This is a genomic window from Pseudomonas sp. LBUM1655 (genome assembly GCF_059716085.1).
On the sequence record NZ_CP166801.1, the window covers coordinates 5,193,880 to 5,210,522 of the forward strand.

Sequence of the window (16,643 nt, forward strand, 5' to 3'; positions counted from 1 at the left end):
TGAGAAAACCTTAGCCGCGGCTTTTTTCGATCAGCTCGATGTAGTCCGGGGCGTTTCGCTGATCCTTGATCACCTCAACGAAAGTCTGGCCCTGCTCATCCTTGCCATCGACGTCGTAGCCAGCGGCAACGAAGAACGTCAGAAACCGCTCGAAGTCATCAATGCGCAAGCCACGATAAGCCTTGATCAGTTTGTGCAGCGACGGCGAGGTGGCGTCGACCGGTTCAAAATCGAGGAACAGCTTGATCTGCTCATCGCCGATCTCGTCACCAATCACTTGTTTCTTATCTTTACGCATTGCCGACTCCAGCTCGCAGACATTTCACGGGCGGGCAGTTTACCCCTGCCCCGCCGCCGGGCTCAACGCGCGCGCACGCTGCCGGTGTGCAAATCGGCCCAGATATGGCCGTTGGCGTAACTGAGGAACTGCACATAGACGGTGTCGTTACGCAGCAGATCGATCACCACGCGGTATTGGGCGAGCGGGTAAAACAGGTTCAGGGTTTTGCTTTTTTCGTCGTAAAGCGGTTTTTTCAGGCTTTTGCTTTCGCCATCGAAACTGACCAGCACCTGAGTGATCGTCGCGCCCTTGTTCAGGGACTTGCCCTTGAGGCGGATCAACAGTGACGAGGTGACCGGAATCGGCTGCTGATTGGATTGGCGTTGCGCCCCCACGACCACCGAATAGTCGGTGACTTGCAGCAGTTGCTGCTGTTCCGGCTCGGCATCGCGCAGGGTCAGATCGTCCGGCGGCAGGAATTGGCTGTGCATCGGCGCGGCGGACAGAGGCAGGCTAAGGGTCAGCAACAGGGCGGCAAAGCTGCGGATCAGAAGGCTCATGACGGGCTCCGGGGACGGGCCGAGCACTCTAGCATGGGATTAAAAGCAAAAGATCGCAGCGTTCCGCAGCTCCTACAGGTTTACATCAATCCCATGTAGGAGCTGCCGAAGGCTGCGATCTTTTGATCTTGCTTACATGCCTTTAACGGCGAAGATCCCGTTGGCGTTGCGCCAGTAGCCTTTGTAGTCCATGCCGTAACCGAAGATATAACGGTCAATGCACGGCAGACCGACGAAATCGGCTTTCAGGTCAGGACGTGCCTTGCGGTCGTGATCCTTGTCGATCAGCACGGCAGTGTGCACTTTGCGCGCGCCGGCGTGTTTGCAGAAGTCGATGATCGCGCCCAGGGTGTGACCTTCGTCGAGGATGTCGTCGATGATCAGTACGTCGCGGTCGATGAACGAGACTTCTGGCTTGGCTTTCCAGAACAGGTCGCCGCCGCTGGTTTCATTGCGATAACGGGTGGCGTGCAGGTAGGACGCTTCCAGCGGGAATTGCAGATGGGTCAGCAGTTTGCCGGAGAAGATCAGGCCGCCGTTCATCACGCAGAACACCACCGGGTTGCTGTCAGCCAGTTGCTCGTTGATTTGTGCACCGACGCGGGCGATGGCCGCCTCGACTTCAGACTCGGTGTACAGGCAGTCAGCCTCTCGCATGATTTGACGGATATGCTCGAGATCAGCGGACATGGCGCTCTCCGGGGGGGTTGTGGGTGGGGGGTATGGCTGCGAAAAGCGGGCAAAGGTACGCATCTCGCACGGCCGAATCAAGCCTTTATGGACTAACGTACTCAATGTCCTATAGGACATCACCCTCGGATAGATTAATCTAGGCCGGTTTTTTTGCCCGCCGCCGGAGCCTTTCCCATGCCCATCCTCGAGATCCGCCATCCGCTGATCCGTCATAAACTCGGCCTGATGCGCCGCGCTGACATCAGCACCAAGAATTTCCGCGAGCTCGCTCAGGAAGTCGGCGCACTGTTGACCTATGAAGCTACAAAAGATTTGCCGCTCGAATCCTACGATATTGCAGGTTGGTGCGGCACCGTGTCGGTCGAGAAAATCGCCGGCAAGAAGATCACCGTCGTGCCGATCCTGCGCGCCGGCATCGGCATGCTCGAAGGCGTGCTGAGCCTGATCCCGGGTGCCAAGGTCAGCGCTGTGGGTGTTGCCCGCAACGAAGAAACCCTGCAAGCCCACACTTATCTGGAAAAACTGGTTCCGGAAATCAACGAACGCCTGGCCATGATCATCGACCCGATGCTCGCTACCGGCAGCTCCATGGTTGCGACCATCGACCTGCTGAAGAAGGCTGGCTGCAGAGATATCCGCGCCATGGTGCTGGTTGCCGCGCCGGAAGGCATTGCCGCAGTAGAAAAGGCTCACCCGGACGTGACCATCTACACCGCTTCCATTGATGAACGCTTGAACGAACACGGTTACATCATCCCAGGGCTGGGCGATGCCGGTGACAAGATCTTCGGCACCAAGCAGAAGGACGCGTGACCATGCAGCAAGAGTTCAACGATCCGCTCTGGCGCACGGTGCTGTCCGGCGCCCAGATGCTGTTCGTGGCTTTCGGCGCTCTGGTGCTGATGCCGCTGATCACCGGCCTGGACCCGAACGTGGCACTGTTTACCGCAGGTCTTGGGACGATTCTGTTCCAGATCGTCACCGGCCGTCAGGTCCCGGTGTTCCTCGCGTCGAGCTTCGCTTTCATCACGCCGATCATTCTCGCCAAGGGCCAGTTCGGCCTCGCCGCGACCATGGGCGGCGTGATGGCGGCTGGTTTCGTCTACACCTTCCTGGGCCTTGCGGTGAAGATCAAAGGCACAGGCTTCATCGACCGCCTGCTGCCGCCGGTGGTGATTGGTCCGGTGATCATTTCCATCGGCCTGGCCATGGCGCCGATTGCCGCGAACATGGCAATGGGCAAGGCGGGTGACGGCTCCGAACTGATCCACTACCAGACCGCGATGCTGATCTCGATGCCGGCGCTGCTGACCACGTTGATCGTGGCGGTGTTCGGTAAAGGCATCTTCCGTCTGGTGCCGATCATTTCCGGCGTGCTGGTCGGCTTTGGCATGGCGTTCTATTTCGGCGTGGTCGATACCGCGAAGATTGCCGCAGCGCCATGGTTTGCGATCCCGCACTTCACCGCACCGGAATTCAACTGGCAGGCGATTCTGTTCATCGTCCCGGTAGCATTGGCTCCGGCCATTGAACACATCGGCGGTGTGATTGCGGTGGGTAGCGTTACCGGTCGCGACTATCTGAAGAAGCCGGGCCTGCATCGCACCCTGCTCGGTGACGGCATTGCCACCACCGCTGCCGGCCTGTTCGGCGGCCCGCCAAACACCACTTACGCCGAAGTGACTGGCGCCGTGATGTTGACCAAGAACTACAACCCGAAAATCATGACCTGGGCAGCGATCTTTGCCATCAGCCTGGCGTTCGTCGGCAAGTTCGGTGCGCTGCTGCAAAGCATTCCGGTGCCGGTGATGGGCGGGATTCTGTGCCTGCTGTTCGGCTCGATCGCGGCGGTGGGGATGAACACCCTGATCCGTCACAAGATCGATCTGGGCGAAGCACGCAATCTGGTGATCGTTTCGGTGACGCTGGTGTTCGGGATTGGTGGTGTGCTGGTCGGCACCGGCACTGGCCCGGATGACTTCGGTCTCAAAGGCATCGCGCTGTGCGCGGTGGTGGCGATTGCGCTGAATCTGATTCTGCCGGGCAATGACGGCTGGAAGAACAAGAAGGCGGATGAACCGCTGATCTAAGGCTTCAAGATGTTTATTGCCTGACAGATAGCTTTCGCGAGCAGGCTCGCTCCCACAGGGGTTCTTCAGCGCACCGAAGATCAAATGTGGGAGCGAGCTTGCTCCGGGCGGCGTTCCGACGAAGCTTTTGGCTTTACAGGGCCAACGGCGCTCGCTCGCACAAGGTCGCCAACGCCTTCGCCCATTGCGGGTCATCATTCAGGCACGGCACCAGCACCAACTCCTCTCCCCCCGCCTCGCGGAACTGCTCCTTGCCGCGATCACCGATCTCTTCCAGTGTCTCGATGCAGTCGGCGACAAACGCCGGGCACATCACCAGAATCTTCTTCACGCCGCTTTTCGCCAGCTCATCCAGCCGCGCTTCGGTGTAGGGCTCGATCCACTTCGCCCGGCCCAATCGCGACTGAAAAGAGACAGACCATTTGCCCTCCGGTAACCCCATACGCTCAGCGAACAGGGCCGCCGTGCGCAAACATTGCGCGCGATAACAGGTTGCCAATACCGCAGGCGACGCATTCTTGCAGCAGTCTTCATTTTTGAAGCAGTGATTGCGGGTCGGGTCGAGCTTGGTCAGGTGCCGTTCCGGCAGGCCATGGAAGCTCAGCAGCAAGTGATCGTAATCCTGCTGCAAATGCGGCTTGGCACTGGCCACCAAGGCGTCGAGGTATTCCGGCTGATCGTAGAACGGCTGCAGCACCGAAATCTGCACATTGAGCTTCTTCGCGCGGATCACGCGCTTCGCCTCTTCGATCACCGTGGTGGTGGTGCTGTCGGCGAACTGTGGATAAAGCGGCGCCAGCGTGATGCGCTTGTGTCCCGCTGCTACCAGCCTTGTCAGGCACGTTTCAATCGAAGGCTCGCCGTAGCGCATCGCCAGATCGACCGGGCCGTGTTTCCACTGCGCTTTCATCTGCTCTTGCAGACGACGGCTGAGTACCACCAGCGGCGAACCTTCGTCCCACCAGATAGAGGCATAGGCGTGCGCCGACTGCTCGGGCCGCTTGATCAGAATCAGCGAAACCAGCAAACGCCGCACTGGCCACGGCAGGTCGATCACGTACGGGTCCATCAGAAATTGATTGAGGTAACTGCGCACATCGGCCACCGAGGTGGAGGCCGGGGAGCCCAGGTTGACCAGAAGCAAGGCGTGATCGGTCATGCAACGTCCTATTTCAGAGGCGGCTGGAGAGATCGTCCAGAGCCGCGCGTAAATCCGTGAACTGGAAAGTGAAACCCGCTTCCAGCAAGCGTGCCGGCGTGGCCCGTTGGCCGCCCAGCAACAACAAAGACATCTCGCCGAGCCCCACCTTCAGTGCAAGGGCGGGCATCGGCATGAACGCCGGGCGGTGCAACACGCTGCCCAGCGTCTTGGCAAATTCACGATTGCGCACAGGTTTCGGCGCGCACGCATTATAAGGACCGCTCGCCTGATCGCGGTGCAGAAGAAAATCAATCAGGGCGATTTGATCGTCGATATGAACCCACGGCATCCACTGCCGACCATTGCCCAAAGGCCCGCCCAGCCCGAGCTTGAACGGCAGCAGCAAGCGCGACAAAAAGCCGCCCTCGGCCGACAGCACCAGACCGGTTCGCACCAGCACCACGCGGATGCCCAGCGACTCTGCGCGCAGGGCGGTTTCCTCCCAGGCGATGCACAACTGGCTGGCGAAATCGTCGATCACTGGCGGCGAGTCTTCGGTCAACTCGCGTTCACCACCGTCGCCGTACCAGCCGATGGCCGATCCCGAGATCAACAACGACGGCTGCTGCGCTCGGGTTTCGAGCCACGCCAAAAGGGTTTCCGTGAGCTTGATCCGGCTGCTCCACAGCAACGCCTTGCGGCGATGCGTCCACAGGCGGTCGGCGATCGGCGCGCCCGCAAGATTGACGATGGCGTCTACGGGTTCATTGCCGAGGTCTTCCAGGCGCGCAATGCCACGCACCTGCGCACCACAGATTTTCGCGACTTTTTCGGGGCGTCGACTCCACACCGTCAGGCGATGGCCCTGCTCCGCCCAATGCTGGCAGAGCTGCCGTCCTATCAAACCAGTACCGCCGGTCAGCAATATGTGCATGACATCTTCCTCGCGTGGCGTTTTACCCGGATCCCTAGTCTATTTTTAAAAGCAGGGATCTTTTCGAACGGGCAGGCTCTATTGTTTAACCATAGGCCAAGCTGTCAGAACGAGAACGCTAGAAGTTATACCAAAAAACAAAATTGTACAGGTTTCATCAACGGCGTAGTCTGTACAGAAAGGTAAACGAGGCCCCTATGACTGTACCTATCGCAATCATCGGCACCGGCATCGCCGGACTCTCGGCAGCCCAGGCTCTGACAGAGACCGGGCACACCGTTCAATTGTTCGATAAAAGTCGCGGCAGCGGTGGACGCATGTCGAGCAAACGCAGCGACGCCGGTTCGCTGGACATGGGCGCGCAATATTTCACTGCGCGCGACCGCCGTTTCGTCACCGAGGTTCAGCGCTGGCAAAGTCAGGGCTGGGTCGCCGAGTGGACGCCGCAGCTCTATACCTTCCAGGGTGGACAACTGAATCTGTCGCCGGACGAGCAGACCCGCTGGGTCGGCGCGCCGCGCATGAGCGCGATCACCCGCGGCTTGCTCGACGGCATGGAAGTCCACTTCGCCTGCCGGATCACCGAGGTCTTTCGTGGCGAAGAACACTGGCATCTGCAAGACGCCGAAGGCTTCACCCACGGCCCTTTCAGCCATGTGGTGATTGCCACGCCAGCGCCTCAGGCCACGGCACTGCTCGCCGCTGCGCCGAAACTTGCCGGTGCCGCTGCCGGGGTGAAAATGGAACCGACCTGGGCCGTTGCCCTCGCCTTCGACACACCGCTGGATACGCCCATCGAAGGCTGCTTCGTGCAAGACAGCGCCCTCGACTGGCTGGCGCGCAACCGCAGCAAACCCGGACGCGACAACACCCTCGACACTTGGGTGCTGCATGCCACCAGCGCTTGGAGCCGGCAGCACATCGATCTACCCAAGGAAGCCGTGATCGAGCAACTGCACGGCGCCTTTGCCGAGCTGCTGCACAGCGCCATGCCCGCCCCGACCTTCAGCCTCGCTCACCGCTGGCTCTATGCCCGTCCGGCAACAGGCCACGAATGGGGCACCCTGGCCGATGCCGATCTGGGTTTGTACGCCTGTGGCGACTGGTGCCTGTCCGGGCGCGTCGAAGGCGCTTGGCTAAGTGGCCAGGAAGCCGCGCGCCGTCTGCACGAACACCTGCAATGAATCGCATCAATCCGCAAAAACTGCTGCTGTCGAAATGGACAGCAGCCCACCCGCAAAACCGTGAAAAACATTTTCTGGTCACCGAGCTGATCCGCGATGAGGAAGGCACGGTGCTCGAGGTTGAGTTGCAAGCAGTGCTCACGCAGCGCAGTGAGCGATTCGAGTGGCAAATCCTGAAAAATAATTCCGAGTGGATGCAAGGCTGGAAGTGAAACCCGCTCCCACACGGAATCACCTCCCCTGCAAAAACTTATACAAATGATTTGACTTGTACACCCATGAATCTATGCTGAAAGAAATGTTGTACAGAGATAACTCTCTGTACAGGTATAGATTCGAGGTGCTTATGTCCGAAGCTTCCCAGCTCAAACCCAAGATAGCCATCAGCGCCTGCCTGCTGGGCGCCGAGGTGCGCTACAACGGCGGACACAAGGAATCGCGACTGTGCAGCCGCACACTCGCTGAACACTTCGAGTTCGTCCCGGTATGCCCGGAAGTCGCCATCGGTTTGGGCATTCCCCGCGAGCCGATCCGTCTGGTAGGCAACCCTGAAAGCCCCGAAGCCATCGGCACCGTCAACCCGACGATAAACGTTACCGCGCCACTGGCTGAGTACGGCGAGAAAATGGCCGCCGAACTCGGTGACCTCTGCGGCTATATCTTCATGCAGCAATCGCCGTCCTGCGGGCTGGAACGGGTCAAGGTCTATCACGCCAATGGCGCTCCAGTGAACGGCGGCGGTCGCGGTATCTACGCCCAGGCCTTCTGCGCGCGGCACCCGGACTTGCCGGTGGAAGAAGCCGGACGCTTGAACGACCCGGTGCTACGGGAAAACTTCATCACCCGCGTCCTCGCCTACAGCGCCTGGCAGCAATTACTGACCCAGGGTTTGAGCCGTCGCGCGCTCACCGAATTTCACTCGCGCTACAAATATCTGCTGATGGCCCATAACCCGGTGCAATACAAGACGCTGGGCAACATGCTCGGCAACATGGGCCACAGCGACCCGGCCGAACTCGGCCCTCGCTATTTCAGCGAGCTGATGGCCGCGTTGAAAAAGTGCGCAACCCGGCGCACCCATAGCAACGTCTTGCAGCACATCAGCGGTTACCTCAAGCAGGTCATCACTGCCGAAGACAAACAGGAAATGCAGCACGTGATCGGCCAGTACCGCCACGGCATTGTACCGCTGGTGGTACCGCTGACACTGCTCAAACATCACTTTCGCCAACATCCGGATCCGTACATTGCGCAACAGGTTTACCTGCAACCGCATCCGGAAAATCTCAGCCTGCGAAACGCTATCTAATGAATGAAAAACCCGATTCAAGCGCCCAGGAAGACCTCGGCGCCGACTTCAAGAAAGCCCTCGACGAAGGCTGGCTGCCGATCCGCGAAGTGGCGCGCCAGACCGGCGTCAATGCGATCACGCTGCGTGCGTGGGAGCGTCGTTATGGACTCGTCATCCCGCAACGCACACCGAAGGGCCATCGGCTGTATTCGGCCGAGCACGTACAACGCATCCTGACCATCCTCACCTGGCTCAACCGCGGCGTCGCGGTCAGCCAGGTCAAACCGCTGCTCGACACGCCGCAGGCATTCAGCGAACCGGTGGAAAACGACTGGCAACGGTTGCGCCAGACCCTGCTGGCAGCCGTTACGCAACTCGATGAACGCACCGTCGACGACAGCGTCAATCAAGCGATGGCGCTCTACCCGCCGCGCACATTGTGCGAGCAATTGCTGATGCCGCTGCTGGAAGAACTGGAACAGCGCTGGCAGGGCCAGTTCGGCGCGCAGATGGAACGCGTGTTCTTTTATTCGTGGCTACGCAGCAAATTCGGCGCACGCATCTACCATAACAATCATCAACTGCACGCTGCGCCCCTGTTGCTGATCAACCATTCCGACCTGCCACTGGAACCTCATCTGTGGCTATGCGCTTGGTTGATCAGCAGCGCCAATTGCCCTGTGCAAGTGTTTGACTGGCCGTTACCGGCCGGGGAGCTGGCACTGACGGTCGAACATCTGCAAGCCCGTGGCGTACTGCTGTATTCCAGCAAAGCCATGCAGCTTGCGCAGTTGCCGAAACTGTTGGCTGGCGTGAGTTGCACGAAAATGATTGTCGGACCAACGGTATGCATCCACCACGCCGAGTTGTCCGTAAAAACCTCAGAAACTGCTGATTTGTACCTGGCTGAAGATGCGCTTTCGGCGCACCAGACCCTCGTTCAGCATGGGCTGATTTAATGAGCGCGGCGAATACCGACATGCAATTGATCTGGCTGCGCAGCGACTTGCGCCAACACGACAACACTGCCCTCGCGGCGGCCGCAGCGCGCGGTCCGACGGTCGCGGTGTATCTGTTGAGCCCGCAGCAGTGGCAAGAACATGACGACGCGCCGTGCAAGGTCGACTTCTGGCTGCGCAATCTGAATGAGCTGAGTAAAAGTCTCGGTGCCCTGAACATTCCGTTGTTGATTCGCACGGAGGCGCACTGGGATCAGGCGCCGGCGGAGCTGCTCAAACTCTGTCGGCAATTGGACATCGAAGCGGTGCACGTCAACGAGGAATATGGCATCCACGAAAGCCGCCGTGATGCAGCCGTGGCCGAGGCATTGCAGGCCGAAGGTATCGATTTTCGCAGTTACCTCGATCAATTGCTGTTCAAGCCCGGCACCGTGCTGACCAAGACCGGAACCTACTTTCAGGTATTCAGCCAGTTTCGCAAGGTCTGTTACGAGCGCCTGCATCGCGCGATGCCGGCGCTGGTAACAGTCCCCGGCAAACAGTCGCCTTTGAACATCGACAGTGATCCGATTCCTGCGTCCGTCAAAGGCTTCGCCACACCAAGCGAGTCACTGCGTGACCTGTGGCCTGCCGGCGAACAAGAGGCCCGTCGCCGTCTCGATACCTTCGCCGACGCCCAAATCGATTACTACAAAAGCGAGCGCGACTTCCCGGCCAAGCCCGGCACCAGTCAGCTGTCGGCGTACCTGGCCGCCGGTGTGATCTCGCCCCGCCAATGTCTGCACGCCGCCCTGCAAAGCAATCAGGGCGAGTTCGAAAGCGGCAAAGTCGGCGCCGTCACCTGGATCAACGAGTTGCTGTGGCGCGAGTTCTACAAACACATTCTGGTGGGTTATCCACGGGTCTCGCGCCACCGCGCGTTCCGTCCGGAAACCGAAGCACTGGCCTGGCGCAACGCGCCGGATGACCTCGCCGCATGGCAAGAGGCGCGTACCGGCCTGCCGATCATCGATGCCGCCATGCGCCAATTGCTCGAAACCGGCTGGATGCACAATCGCCTGCGCATGGTGGTGGCAATGTTCCTGACCAAGAACCTGCTGATCGACTGGCGCGAAGGCGAGCGCTTTTTCATGCGGCATTTGATTGATGGAGATCTGGCCGCGAACAACGGCGGCTGGCAATGGAGCTCGTCGACGGGCACCGATTCGGCGCCGTATTTCCGCATTTTCAATCCACTGAGCCAGTCGGAAAAATTCGACAGCGAAGGCTTGTTCATCAAGCACTGGCTGCCGGAACTGGCCGGCCTCGACAAAAAAGCTGTGCATAACCCGGCCAGTGCCGGCGGATTGTTCGGTGTGGCGGATTACCCAACGCCAATCGTCAATCTGAGTGCCTCCCGGGAGCGGGCGCTGACCGCGTTCAAAAATCTGCCCTCGCGCCAACCGGCCGGAGGCGATCATGAGTGAATTCCTGCGCCGCTTCGCCCGCCAGTTTGCCGAATTGAATTCAGACAATCTGCACCGTTTGGGCGAGCTGTACAGCGACGACGTCCAGTTCACCGACCCGCTGCACGAAGTACAGGGGTTGGCGCAATTGCGTGATTACTTCAGTGAGCTGTACGCCAACGTCAGCGAGCTGCGTTTCGACTTCCACGGTTTCGACCAGATCCGCGACGGTGAAGGCTACCTGCGCTGGGTCATGAGTTATCGCCATCCACGCCTGGCCGGGGGCCGGGTGATCCGGGTGAGCGGTTGCTCGCACCTGCTTTGGCGCGACAAGGTTTATCGCCATCGGGATTATTTCGATGCCGGGGCGTTGCTCTATGAACACTTGCCAGTATTGGGCCGGGTGATCGCCTGGCTGAAAAGGAGAATGGGATGAGTCGTACACCTCCACGGCGTTATTGGCTGACCGGTGCCAGCAGTGGCATCGGCGCGGCACTGGCTGAGGACATTCTGAAAAGCGGTGCGCATCTGGCGGTCAGCTCACGCCAGGTCGCCCCACTCAAGGTCTTGTCACAACGCTATCCGGGACAAGTGCTGGTGGTGCCCGGAGACCTGACCAACAGCCAGACGGTCCGGGAAATCGGCGAACAGATTAACGAGGCCTGGGGCTCACTGGACACGGTGATCCTCAATGCCGGCACCTGTGAATATGTCGACGCCCGGCAGTTCGACGCCTCCATTGTCGAGCACGTGGTGCGCACCAATCTGCTCGCCAGCGCTTACTGCATCGAAGCCGCCCTGCCCTTGCTGCGCAAAGGCACCGCGCCGCATCTGGTCGGGGTGGCGAGTTCCGTGACTTACATGCCGCTGCCAAGGGCCGAAGCCTACGGCGCGTCCAAAGCAGGGCTGCGTTATCTGTTCGAATCGTTGCGCATTGATCTGGCGGATGAGGGCATTGAAGTCACCGTGGTCAGTCCGGGTTTCGTCGAAACTCCGCTGACCGCGAAGAACGATTTTCCGATGCCGCTCAGTTGGCCTGTGGATAAAGCCGCGCGGCACATCTTCGCCAAACTCAAGGATCGACCACTGGAGATCGCTTTCCCGGCGCTGTTCATGGCGGCGCTGTGGCCCTTGTCGAAACTGCCTGCCCGCCTGCAACTGGCAATCGGCAAACGCATGGTGCGCAAATCACCGCCGCTGCGTGATCCAGTATGAAGGTCGCTATCGTCGGCAGCGGGATCGCGGGGCTGACCTGCGCCTATCTGCTCAATCGTCGCCATGACGTCACCGTGTTCGAGGCCGGCGACTGGGTCGGCGGTCACACGCACACGGTGCAGGTGACGGTCGACGAACGTCAGTACGCGGTCGACACCGGTTTCATCGTGTTCAACGACTGGACCTACCCCAACTTCATCCGCTTGCTCGATCAGCTCGGGGTGACGTCCAGCCCTACTGAAATGAGCTTTTCGGTGACCGATCCGGATAGCGGTCTGGAATACAACGGCAACAACCTCAACAGCCTGTTCGCCCAGCGGCGCAATCTGTTGTCGCCGGGGTTTTGGGGCATGCTGCGCGACATCCTGCGCTTTAACAAAGAAGCCCAGCGCGACCTTGCCGAACAGCGCATCGCGGCCGACATGACCCTGGATGATTACCTCAAGGCCGGCGGTTATGGCGAGCGCTTCATCCTGCACTACATCGTGCCGATGGGCGCGGCGATCTGGTCGATGCCGATGGCCGAGATGCTCAATTTTCCGCTGCAGTTCTTTGTGCGGTTCTTCAAGAATCATGGCCTGCTGTCAGTCAGTGACCGCCCGCAATGGCGGGTGATCGACGGGGGTTCCAGCGCCTACATCGCGCCGCTGACCGAATCGTTCAAGGACAGGATCCGCCTGAACTGCCCGGTGAGCCGAGTCGATCGCGACGAACACGGCGTGGTTATCCACAGCCCGGCGGGCATCGAGCATTTCGACAAAGTGGTGTTCGCCTGCCACAGCGATCAGGCCTTGCAACTGCTGGCGACCCCGAGCGACGCCGAACGGGCGATTCTCGGCGCCATGCCCTACGCCGACAACGAAGTCGTGCTGCACACCGATACGCGTCTACTGCCGACACGCAAACTCGCTTGGGCCAGCTGGAATTATCGCTTGAGCGGTGCCGGCCATACCCACGCGGCCGTCACTTACGACATGAACATCCTGCAAGGGATTGAGAGCGACACAACGTTCTGCGTCAGCCTCAACCAGAGTGCCGGCATCAGTCCGTTCAAGGTGCTCGCCAAATACACCTATGCCCACCCGCAGTTCAGCCTCACAGCGGTAGCCGCGCAGAACCGCTGGGCCGAACTGGACGGCGTGCAGAACACCCATTACTGCGGTGCCTACTGGGCCAACGGTTTCCATGAGGACGGTGTGGTCAGCGGCTTGCGCGTGGCCGCCGCGTTCGGTGAAACCTTATGAAAAGCGCCCTCTACAGCGGCTGGATCGGCCACCGACGTTTTGCGCCGCGCCGGCATGAGTTTCGTTACCGGATTGGTCTGCTGTATCTCGATCTGGCCGAGCAGGACGCGGTGCTGGGTTTATCGCCACTGGCGGGACGCAGTCGATTTGCGCCGTTCTCCTTCCGCGAGACGGACTACCTGAAAACCTTCACCGGTCGGGGCGTTCGCCTTATCGATGCTGTGCGCCAGCGGGTCGCTGAGGCTATCGGGTATGAGCCACAGGGTTCGATCTGCCTGCTGACCCAGCCTCGCAGTTGGGGCCTTTCGTTCAACCCGGTGAGTTTTTTTTATTGCCATGAACCTGACGGGCAACTTGCGGCCATTCTTTGCGAAGTCACCAACACCCCTTGGCGCGAGCGTTATCACTACGTACTGCCCGCCAGCCCCCGGGTGAACCTGCACGACTTCCATCAACATTTCGCCGTGGCCAAAGCCTTTCACGTTTCGCCTTTTCTGCCGCGCGATCTGGAATACCGCATGAGTTTCAGCCCCGCCGCGCAAAGCCTCGGCGTGCACATGGCGGACTGGCAGGGCGAACACAAATTGTTCGACGCCACCCTCAGCCTGAAACGCGAAACACTCGACCGGCCAAACTTGCATCGCTATTTGCGGCGTTTTCCATGGATGACGGCAAAAACAGCTCTGGCGATTTACTGGCAGGCACTGCGCCTGTTGCTCAAGCGTGCACCGATCTTCACTCACAAGGCTGCTGACGGCAGCTTTCAAACCGCCACCGTGCTTCCCAAGGAGCGCCGCCATGAAATCCTCTAGCGTCTCGGCCAAAGCCAATCTGTTCAGCACCAATGGCGTGACCGGCTCGCTCCTGCGCCGTGGCGTTTTGCGCCTGCTGGGTCAGCTCAAACACGGGCAACTGGTGGTCATCGAGGATGGCGAACGTCTGCTGTTCGGCACCCCTGGCAGCACATTGCTTGGGGAAATTCATGTCCAGGATAAGGCTGTCTGGGGAATGGTCGCCAGCAACGGTTCGATTGGCGCTGGCGAAGCGTTTATCCACGGTTACTGGAGTTCGCCCGACCTGACTGCGGTGGTGCGGGTGTTCGTCAGCAACCTTGAAGTACTCGATGCGATGGAGGGCGGTCTGGCCCGCCTCGGGCGACCGTTGGTGCAGGGCTTGCACTGGCTCAATCGCAATACGCGCAAAGGCTCGCAGAAGAACATCGCCGCCCACTACGATCTGGGCAACGATTTGTTCGAACAGTTTCTCGACCCGACCATGATGTATTCGGCGGCGCAGTTCCTCACTCCCGAAGACAGTCTGGAACAGGCGCAACTGAACAAACTGGAGCGCATCTGCCAGAAGCTTGCGCTCAAGCCCGAGGACCACCTGCTGGAAATCGGCACAGGCTGGGGCAGCATGGCGCTCTACGCGGCGCAGAACTATGGCTGTCGGGTAACCACCACCACGTTGTCGAAAGAGCAGTACGCCTTTACCGCTCAGCGCATCGAAAAGCTGGGCTTGCAGGATCAAGTCACCTTGTTGCTCAAGGACTACCGCGACCTCACCGGCGAGTACGACAAACTGGTATCGATCGAGATGATCGAAGCGGTCGGCCATCGCTTCCTGCCCACCTATTTCAAACAATGCGCGCACCTGCTCAAGAGCAACGGCCTGATGCTGATTCAAGCAATCACCATTCGCGAACAGCGCTACGAGCAGGCCAAACGCGGGGTCGACTTTATCCAGCGCTACATCTTCCCTGGCGGCGCCTTGCCGTCTGTGCAGAAGATGCTCGAGGTAGTCAGTCGCGAAACCGACATGAACCTGCTGCACATGGAGGACTTCGGCCTGCACTACGCCAAAACCCTGCGCCTGTGGCACGAGAACTTTCGCCGCGCCCACAGTCGCTTGAGCGAGTTGGGCTACGACGATTACTTCCTCAGACTGTGGGAGTTTTACCTGTGCTATTGCGAGGGCGGATTCCTCGAACGCACCATCGGCACCGCGCAGTTGTTGCTGGCCAAACCGGCCGCCATGCCTGCGCCGCTGCTCGGCCGCTTCGATGCTTGAGCGGATCGCCAATGCCGTGCTGTTCCAGCTCGGTTGGCTCGTCTGTGTGCTCGGCGGCAACAGCCTGTGGTTGCTGCTGGCATTGGCGGTGCTGGTGATTCATCTGCGCTGGATCAGCAGTTGGGCGGCTGAAGGCCGTTTGATGCTCAGTGTGGTGATCGTCGGCACGGCGGTGGACAGCGTCTTGCGCGCCCTCGGCGTGTTCGAGTTTCAGGATCAGTCGCCGTTGATTCCGCTGTGGCTGATGTTGCTGTGGGCCTTGCTCGCCACGACCTTGCGTCATTGCCTTGAGTGGACTGCCAGGCCATGGTGGCTGGCCAGCGCGCTCGGCGCGGTCGGCGGTGCAATGTCTTACTACGGTGGCGGGCGCCTGGCCGGGGTGCAATTCCCCTACGGCGAGTTACCGACACTGATCGGCATCGGCCTGCTCTGGGCGCTGCTGTTTCCGCTGCTGCACTCCATGGCCCGACGCTTGAGTCACTGAGCGTCCGTCAGAGCTTTCACACACTCGGCAAGCTCTGCCTTACACTGCCGGCCATGAAAACCATTCCTCACCAGCAAATCACCGAACCGGCGGTCACCTGTTCGACTTGCGCAGCCTGCTGCTGCCAGCTCGAAGTGATGCTGATCACCGACACGGGCGTGCCTGATCGTTTTATCGATACCGATGAATGGGGCGGCGAAGTGATGCTGCGTCTGGACGACGGCTGGTGTGCGGCACTGGATCGCGACACGATGATGTGCACGATTTACGAGAAGCGCCCGCTGATTTGTCGCGAGTTCGAGATGGGCTCACCCGAGTGCATCGAAGAGCGCCAAGGTATCGCCACGGTGTACCGCTGATTAAAAGCGAAAAGATCGCAGCCTGCGGCAGCGCCTGCATGGGATTGTGTTTTTCCCTGTAGGAGCTGCCGCAGGCTGCGATCTTTTGATTTTGCTTACAACGGCAACGTGTAATGCAGCGAGTAGCTTTCTACACCGTCGTTGTCACTGGCAAGACCGGCGTTGGAATAGTGCGTCGCGCGGATCCCGACTTCATGCCCGCCATCGAAGCGCAGACCAAACCCGAGACGGTCTTCGAACTGGAAGGAGCCGCCGAGATTGTTCGATTCGTATTGGGTATTGGAGAACGCCGCCACACCGATCCCCGCCTCGATATAGGGCTTGACCGACTGGCCGGCAAACTCGTAAACAAATACCGGCGAGAACGACAGGCTGTTGTTGCTGGAGGTCTTGTCACCTTCCCAGTAGGTGTAAGCACCGCTCCAGTAACCGGTAAGGCGACCAACGTCGCTCTGCAGCCAGCTCTTGTCCCAGTCGAAATTCATCCCCAGGCGATAGGTCATGGTCGAATCGCTGGTAGCACCGACGGCGAATTCAACGCCGGCAGCTTGTGCAGTAATACTTTGCCCCATCAACGCGGCCGCAATCGCGGCCAGGCAGAATAGTCGCTTCACTTTGAAACTTCCTTTTCCGGAACGATCGTTTGGTTTTCTAGATAACTCATCGCTATAGAAGCTAGCGCTCAAACAGAAGT

General features: G+C 59.7%; 20 protein-coding genes. 14 read left to right on the forward strand and 6 right to left on the reverse strand.

The window, feature by feature from the left end; translation table 11 throughout:
* Positions 1 to 10: 10 nt before the first annotated feature.
* The 3 genes from ACA074_RS23210 to ACA074_RS23220 all read right to left on the reverse strand — a co-directional run bounded on the left by ACA074_RS23210 (position 11) and on the right by ACA074_RS23220 (position 1,530).
* On the reverse strand, positions 11 to 298 hold the full coding sequence (locus ACA074_RS23210) for a PA4642 family protein (protein WP_187678033.1): 288 nt from the start codon (positions 296 to 298) through the stop codon (positions 11 to 13).
* Positions 299 to 360: 62 nt separating this feature from the next.
* The gene (locus tag ACA074_RS23215) at positions 361 to 840 is read right to left on the reverse strand and encodes a hypothetical protein (protein WP_497677885.1); all 480 of its coding nucleotides are present in this window, start codon (positions 838 to 840) and stop codon (positions 361 to 363) included.
* A 132-nt stretch (positions 841 to 972) separates the two neighbouring features.
* Positions 973 to 1,530, reverse strand: coding sequence for a hypoxanthine-guanine phosphoribosyltransferase (locus tag ACA074_RS23220; protein ID WP_016987197.1), 558 nt, complete (start codon positions 1,528 to 1,530; stop codon positions 973 to 975).
* 177 nt (positions 1,531 to 1,707) lie between these two features.
* Here ACA074_RS23220 and upp point away from each other — a divergent pair, with 177 nt between their 5' ends.
* Positions 1,708 to 2,346, forward strand: coding sequence for a uracil phosphoribosyltransferase (upp, locus tag ACA074_RS23225; protein ID WP_305439755.1), 639 nt, complete (start codon positions 1,708 to 1,710; stop codon positions 2,344 to 2,346).
* A 2-nt stretch (positions 2,347 to 2,348) separates the two neighbouring features.
* Positions 2,349 to 3,623, forward strand: coding sequence for a uracil-xanthine permease family protein (locus tag ACA074_RS23230; RefSeq protein ID WP_497261273.1), 1,275 nt, complete (start codon positions 2,349 to 2,351; stop codon positions 3,621 to 3,623).
* A 133-nt stretch (positions 3,624 to 3,756) separates the two neighbouring features.
* Here the strand turns inward: ACA074_RS23230 and hemH are convergent, their stop codons facing one another.
* Both hemH and ACA074_RS23240 read right to left on the reverse strand, forming a co-directional pair.
* Positions 3,757 to 4,782 (reverse strand): ferrochelatase, encoded by a 1,026-nt coding sequence (gene hemH / locus ACA074_RS23235; protein WP_497677886.1) that lies wholly within the window; start codon positions 4,780 to 4,782, stop codon positions 3,757 to 3,759.
* A gap of 13 nt (positions 4,783 to 4,795) precedes the next feature.
* Entirely contained in the window at positions 4,796 to 5,698 is a 903-nt protein-coding gene (locus ACA074_RS23240; RefSeq protein ID WP_497677887.1) for a TIGR01777 family oxidoreductase, read from the reverse strand.
* Between the two features lie 197 nt (positions 5,699 to 5,895).
* Here ACA074_RS23240 and ACA074_RS23245 point away from each other — a divergent pair, with 197 nt between their 5' ends.
* The 12 genes from ACA074_RS23245 (at position 5,896) to ACA074_RS23300 (ending at position 15,949) form a co-directional block, all read left to right on the forward strand.
* The gene (locus tag ACA074_RS23245) at positions 5,896 to 6,882 is read left to right on the forward strand and encodes an NAD(P)/FAD-dependent oxidoreductase (protein WP_305439758.1); all 987 of its coding nucleotides are present in this window, start codon (positions 5,896 to 5,898) and stop codon (positions 6,880 to 6,882) included.
* Positions 6,879 to 7,094 carry a TIGR02450 family Trp-rich protein gene (locus ACA074_RS23250; RefSeq protein WP_187678039.1) on the forward strand — a complete coding sequence of 72 codons (216 nt, stop codon included), beginning with the start codon at positions 6,879 to 6,881 and terminating at the stop codon, positions 7,092 to 7,094. Before ACA074_RS23245 ends, ACA074_RS23250 begins: the two co-directional genes overlap by 4 nt.
* Positions 7,095 to 7,228: 134 nt before the next feature.
* Positions 7,229 to 8,191 (forward strand): YbgA family protein, encoded by a 963-nt coding sequence (locus tag ACA074_RS23255; RefSeq protein WP_489881042.1) that lies wholly within the window; start codon positions 7,229 to 7,231, stop codon positions 8,189 to 8,191.
* Complete coding sequence (locus tag ACA074_RS23260; RefSeq protein WP_401271804.1) at positions 8,191 to 9,132, forward strand: MerR family transcriptional regulator; 942 nt, start codon at positions 8,191 to 8,193, stop codon at positions 9,130 to 9,132. Before ACA074_RS23255 ends, ACA074_RS23260 begins: the two co-directional genes overlap by 1 nt.
* 20 nt (positions 9,133 to 9,152) lie before the next feature.
* Positions 9,153 to 10,598, forward strand: coding sequence for a deoxyribodipyrimidine photo-lyase (gene phrB / locus ACA074_RS23265; protein ID WP_497679346.1), 1,446 nt, complete (start codon positions 9,153 to 9,155; stop codon positions 10,596 to 10,598).
* Positions 10,591 to 11,013, forward strand: coding sequence for a nuclear transport factor 2 family protein (locus tag ACA074_RS23270; protein WP_401271806.1), 423 nt, complete (start codon positions 10,591 to 10,593; stop codon positions 11,011 to 11,013). Before phrB ends, ACA074_RS23270 begins: the two co-directional genes overlap by 8 nt.
* Positions 11,010 to 11,792, forward strand: coding sequence for an SDR family NAD(P)-dependent oxidoreductase (locus tag ACA074_RS23275; protein ID WP_187678043.1), 783 nt, complete (start codon positions 11,010 to 11,012; stop codon positions 11,790 to 11,792). Before ACA074_RS23270 ends, ACA074_RS23275 begins: the two co-directional genes overlap by 4 nt.
* The gene (locus tag ACA074_RS23280) at positions 11,789 to 13,036 is read left to right on the forward strand and encodes an NAD(P)/FAD-dependent oxidoreductase (protein WP_187678044.1); all 1,248 of its coding nucleotides are present in this window, start codon (positions 11,789 to 11,791) and stop codon (positions 13,034 to 13,036) included. Before ACA074_RS23275 ends, ACA074_RS23280 begins: the two co-directional genes overlap by 4 nt.
* Complete coding sequence (locus ACA074_RS23285) at positions 13,033 to 13,848, forward strand: DUF1365 domain-containing protein (protein WP_497677888.1); 816 nt, start codon at positions 13,033 to 13,035, stop codon at positions 13,846 to 13,848. The genes ACA074_RS23280 and ACA074_RS23285 overlap by 4 nt, the downstream gene beginning before the upstream one ends.
* The gene (locus ACA074_RS23290) at positions 13,835 to 15,106 is read left to right on the forward strand and encodes an SAM-dependent methyltransferase (protein ID WP_187678046.1); all 1,272 of its coding nucleotides are present in this window, start codon (positions 13,835 to 13,837) and stop codon (positions 15,104 to 15,106) included. Before ACA074_RS23285 ends, ACA074_RS23290 begins: the two co-directional genes overlap by 14 nt.
* Entirely contained in the window at positions 15,099 to 15,590 is a 492-nt protein-coding gene (locus tag ACA074_RS23295; protein ID WP_497677889.1) for a DUF2878 domain-containing protein, read from the forward strand. Before ACA074_RS23290 ends, ACA074_RS23295 begins: the two co-directional genes overlap by 8 nt.
* A gap of 53 nt (positions 15,591 to 15,643) precedes the next feature.
* A complete protein-coding gene (locus tag ACA074_RS23300; protein WP_095190613.1) occupies positions 15,644 to 15,949 on the forward strand; it encodes a YkgJ family cysteine cluster protein in 306 nt (101 codons plus the stop codon).
* Between the two features lie 95 nt (positions 15,950 to 16,044).
* Here ACA074_RS23300 and ACA074_RS23305 read toward each other — a convergent pair whose 3' ends face one another.
* The gene (locus tag ACA074_RS23305) at positions 16,045 to 16,563 is read right to left on the reverse strand and encodes an acyloxyacyl hydrolase (RefSeq protein ID WP_497677890.1); all 519 of its coding nucleotides are present in this window, start codon (positions 16,561 to 16,563) and stop codon (positions 16,045 to 16,047) included.
* Between the last annotated feature and the right edge of the window lie 80 nt (positions 16,564 to 16,643).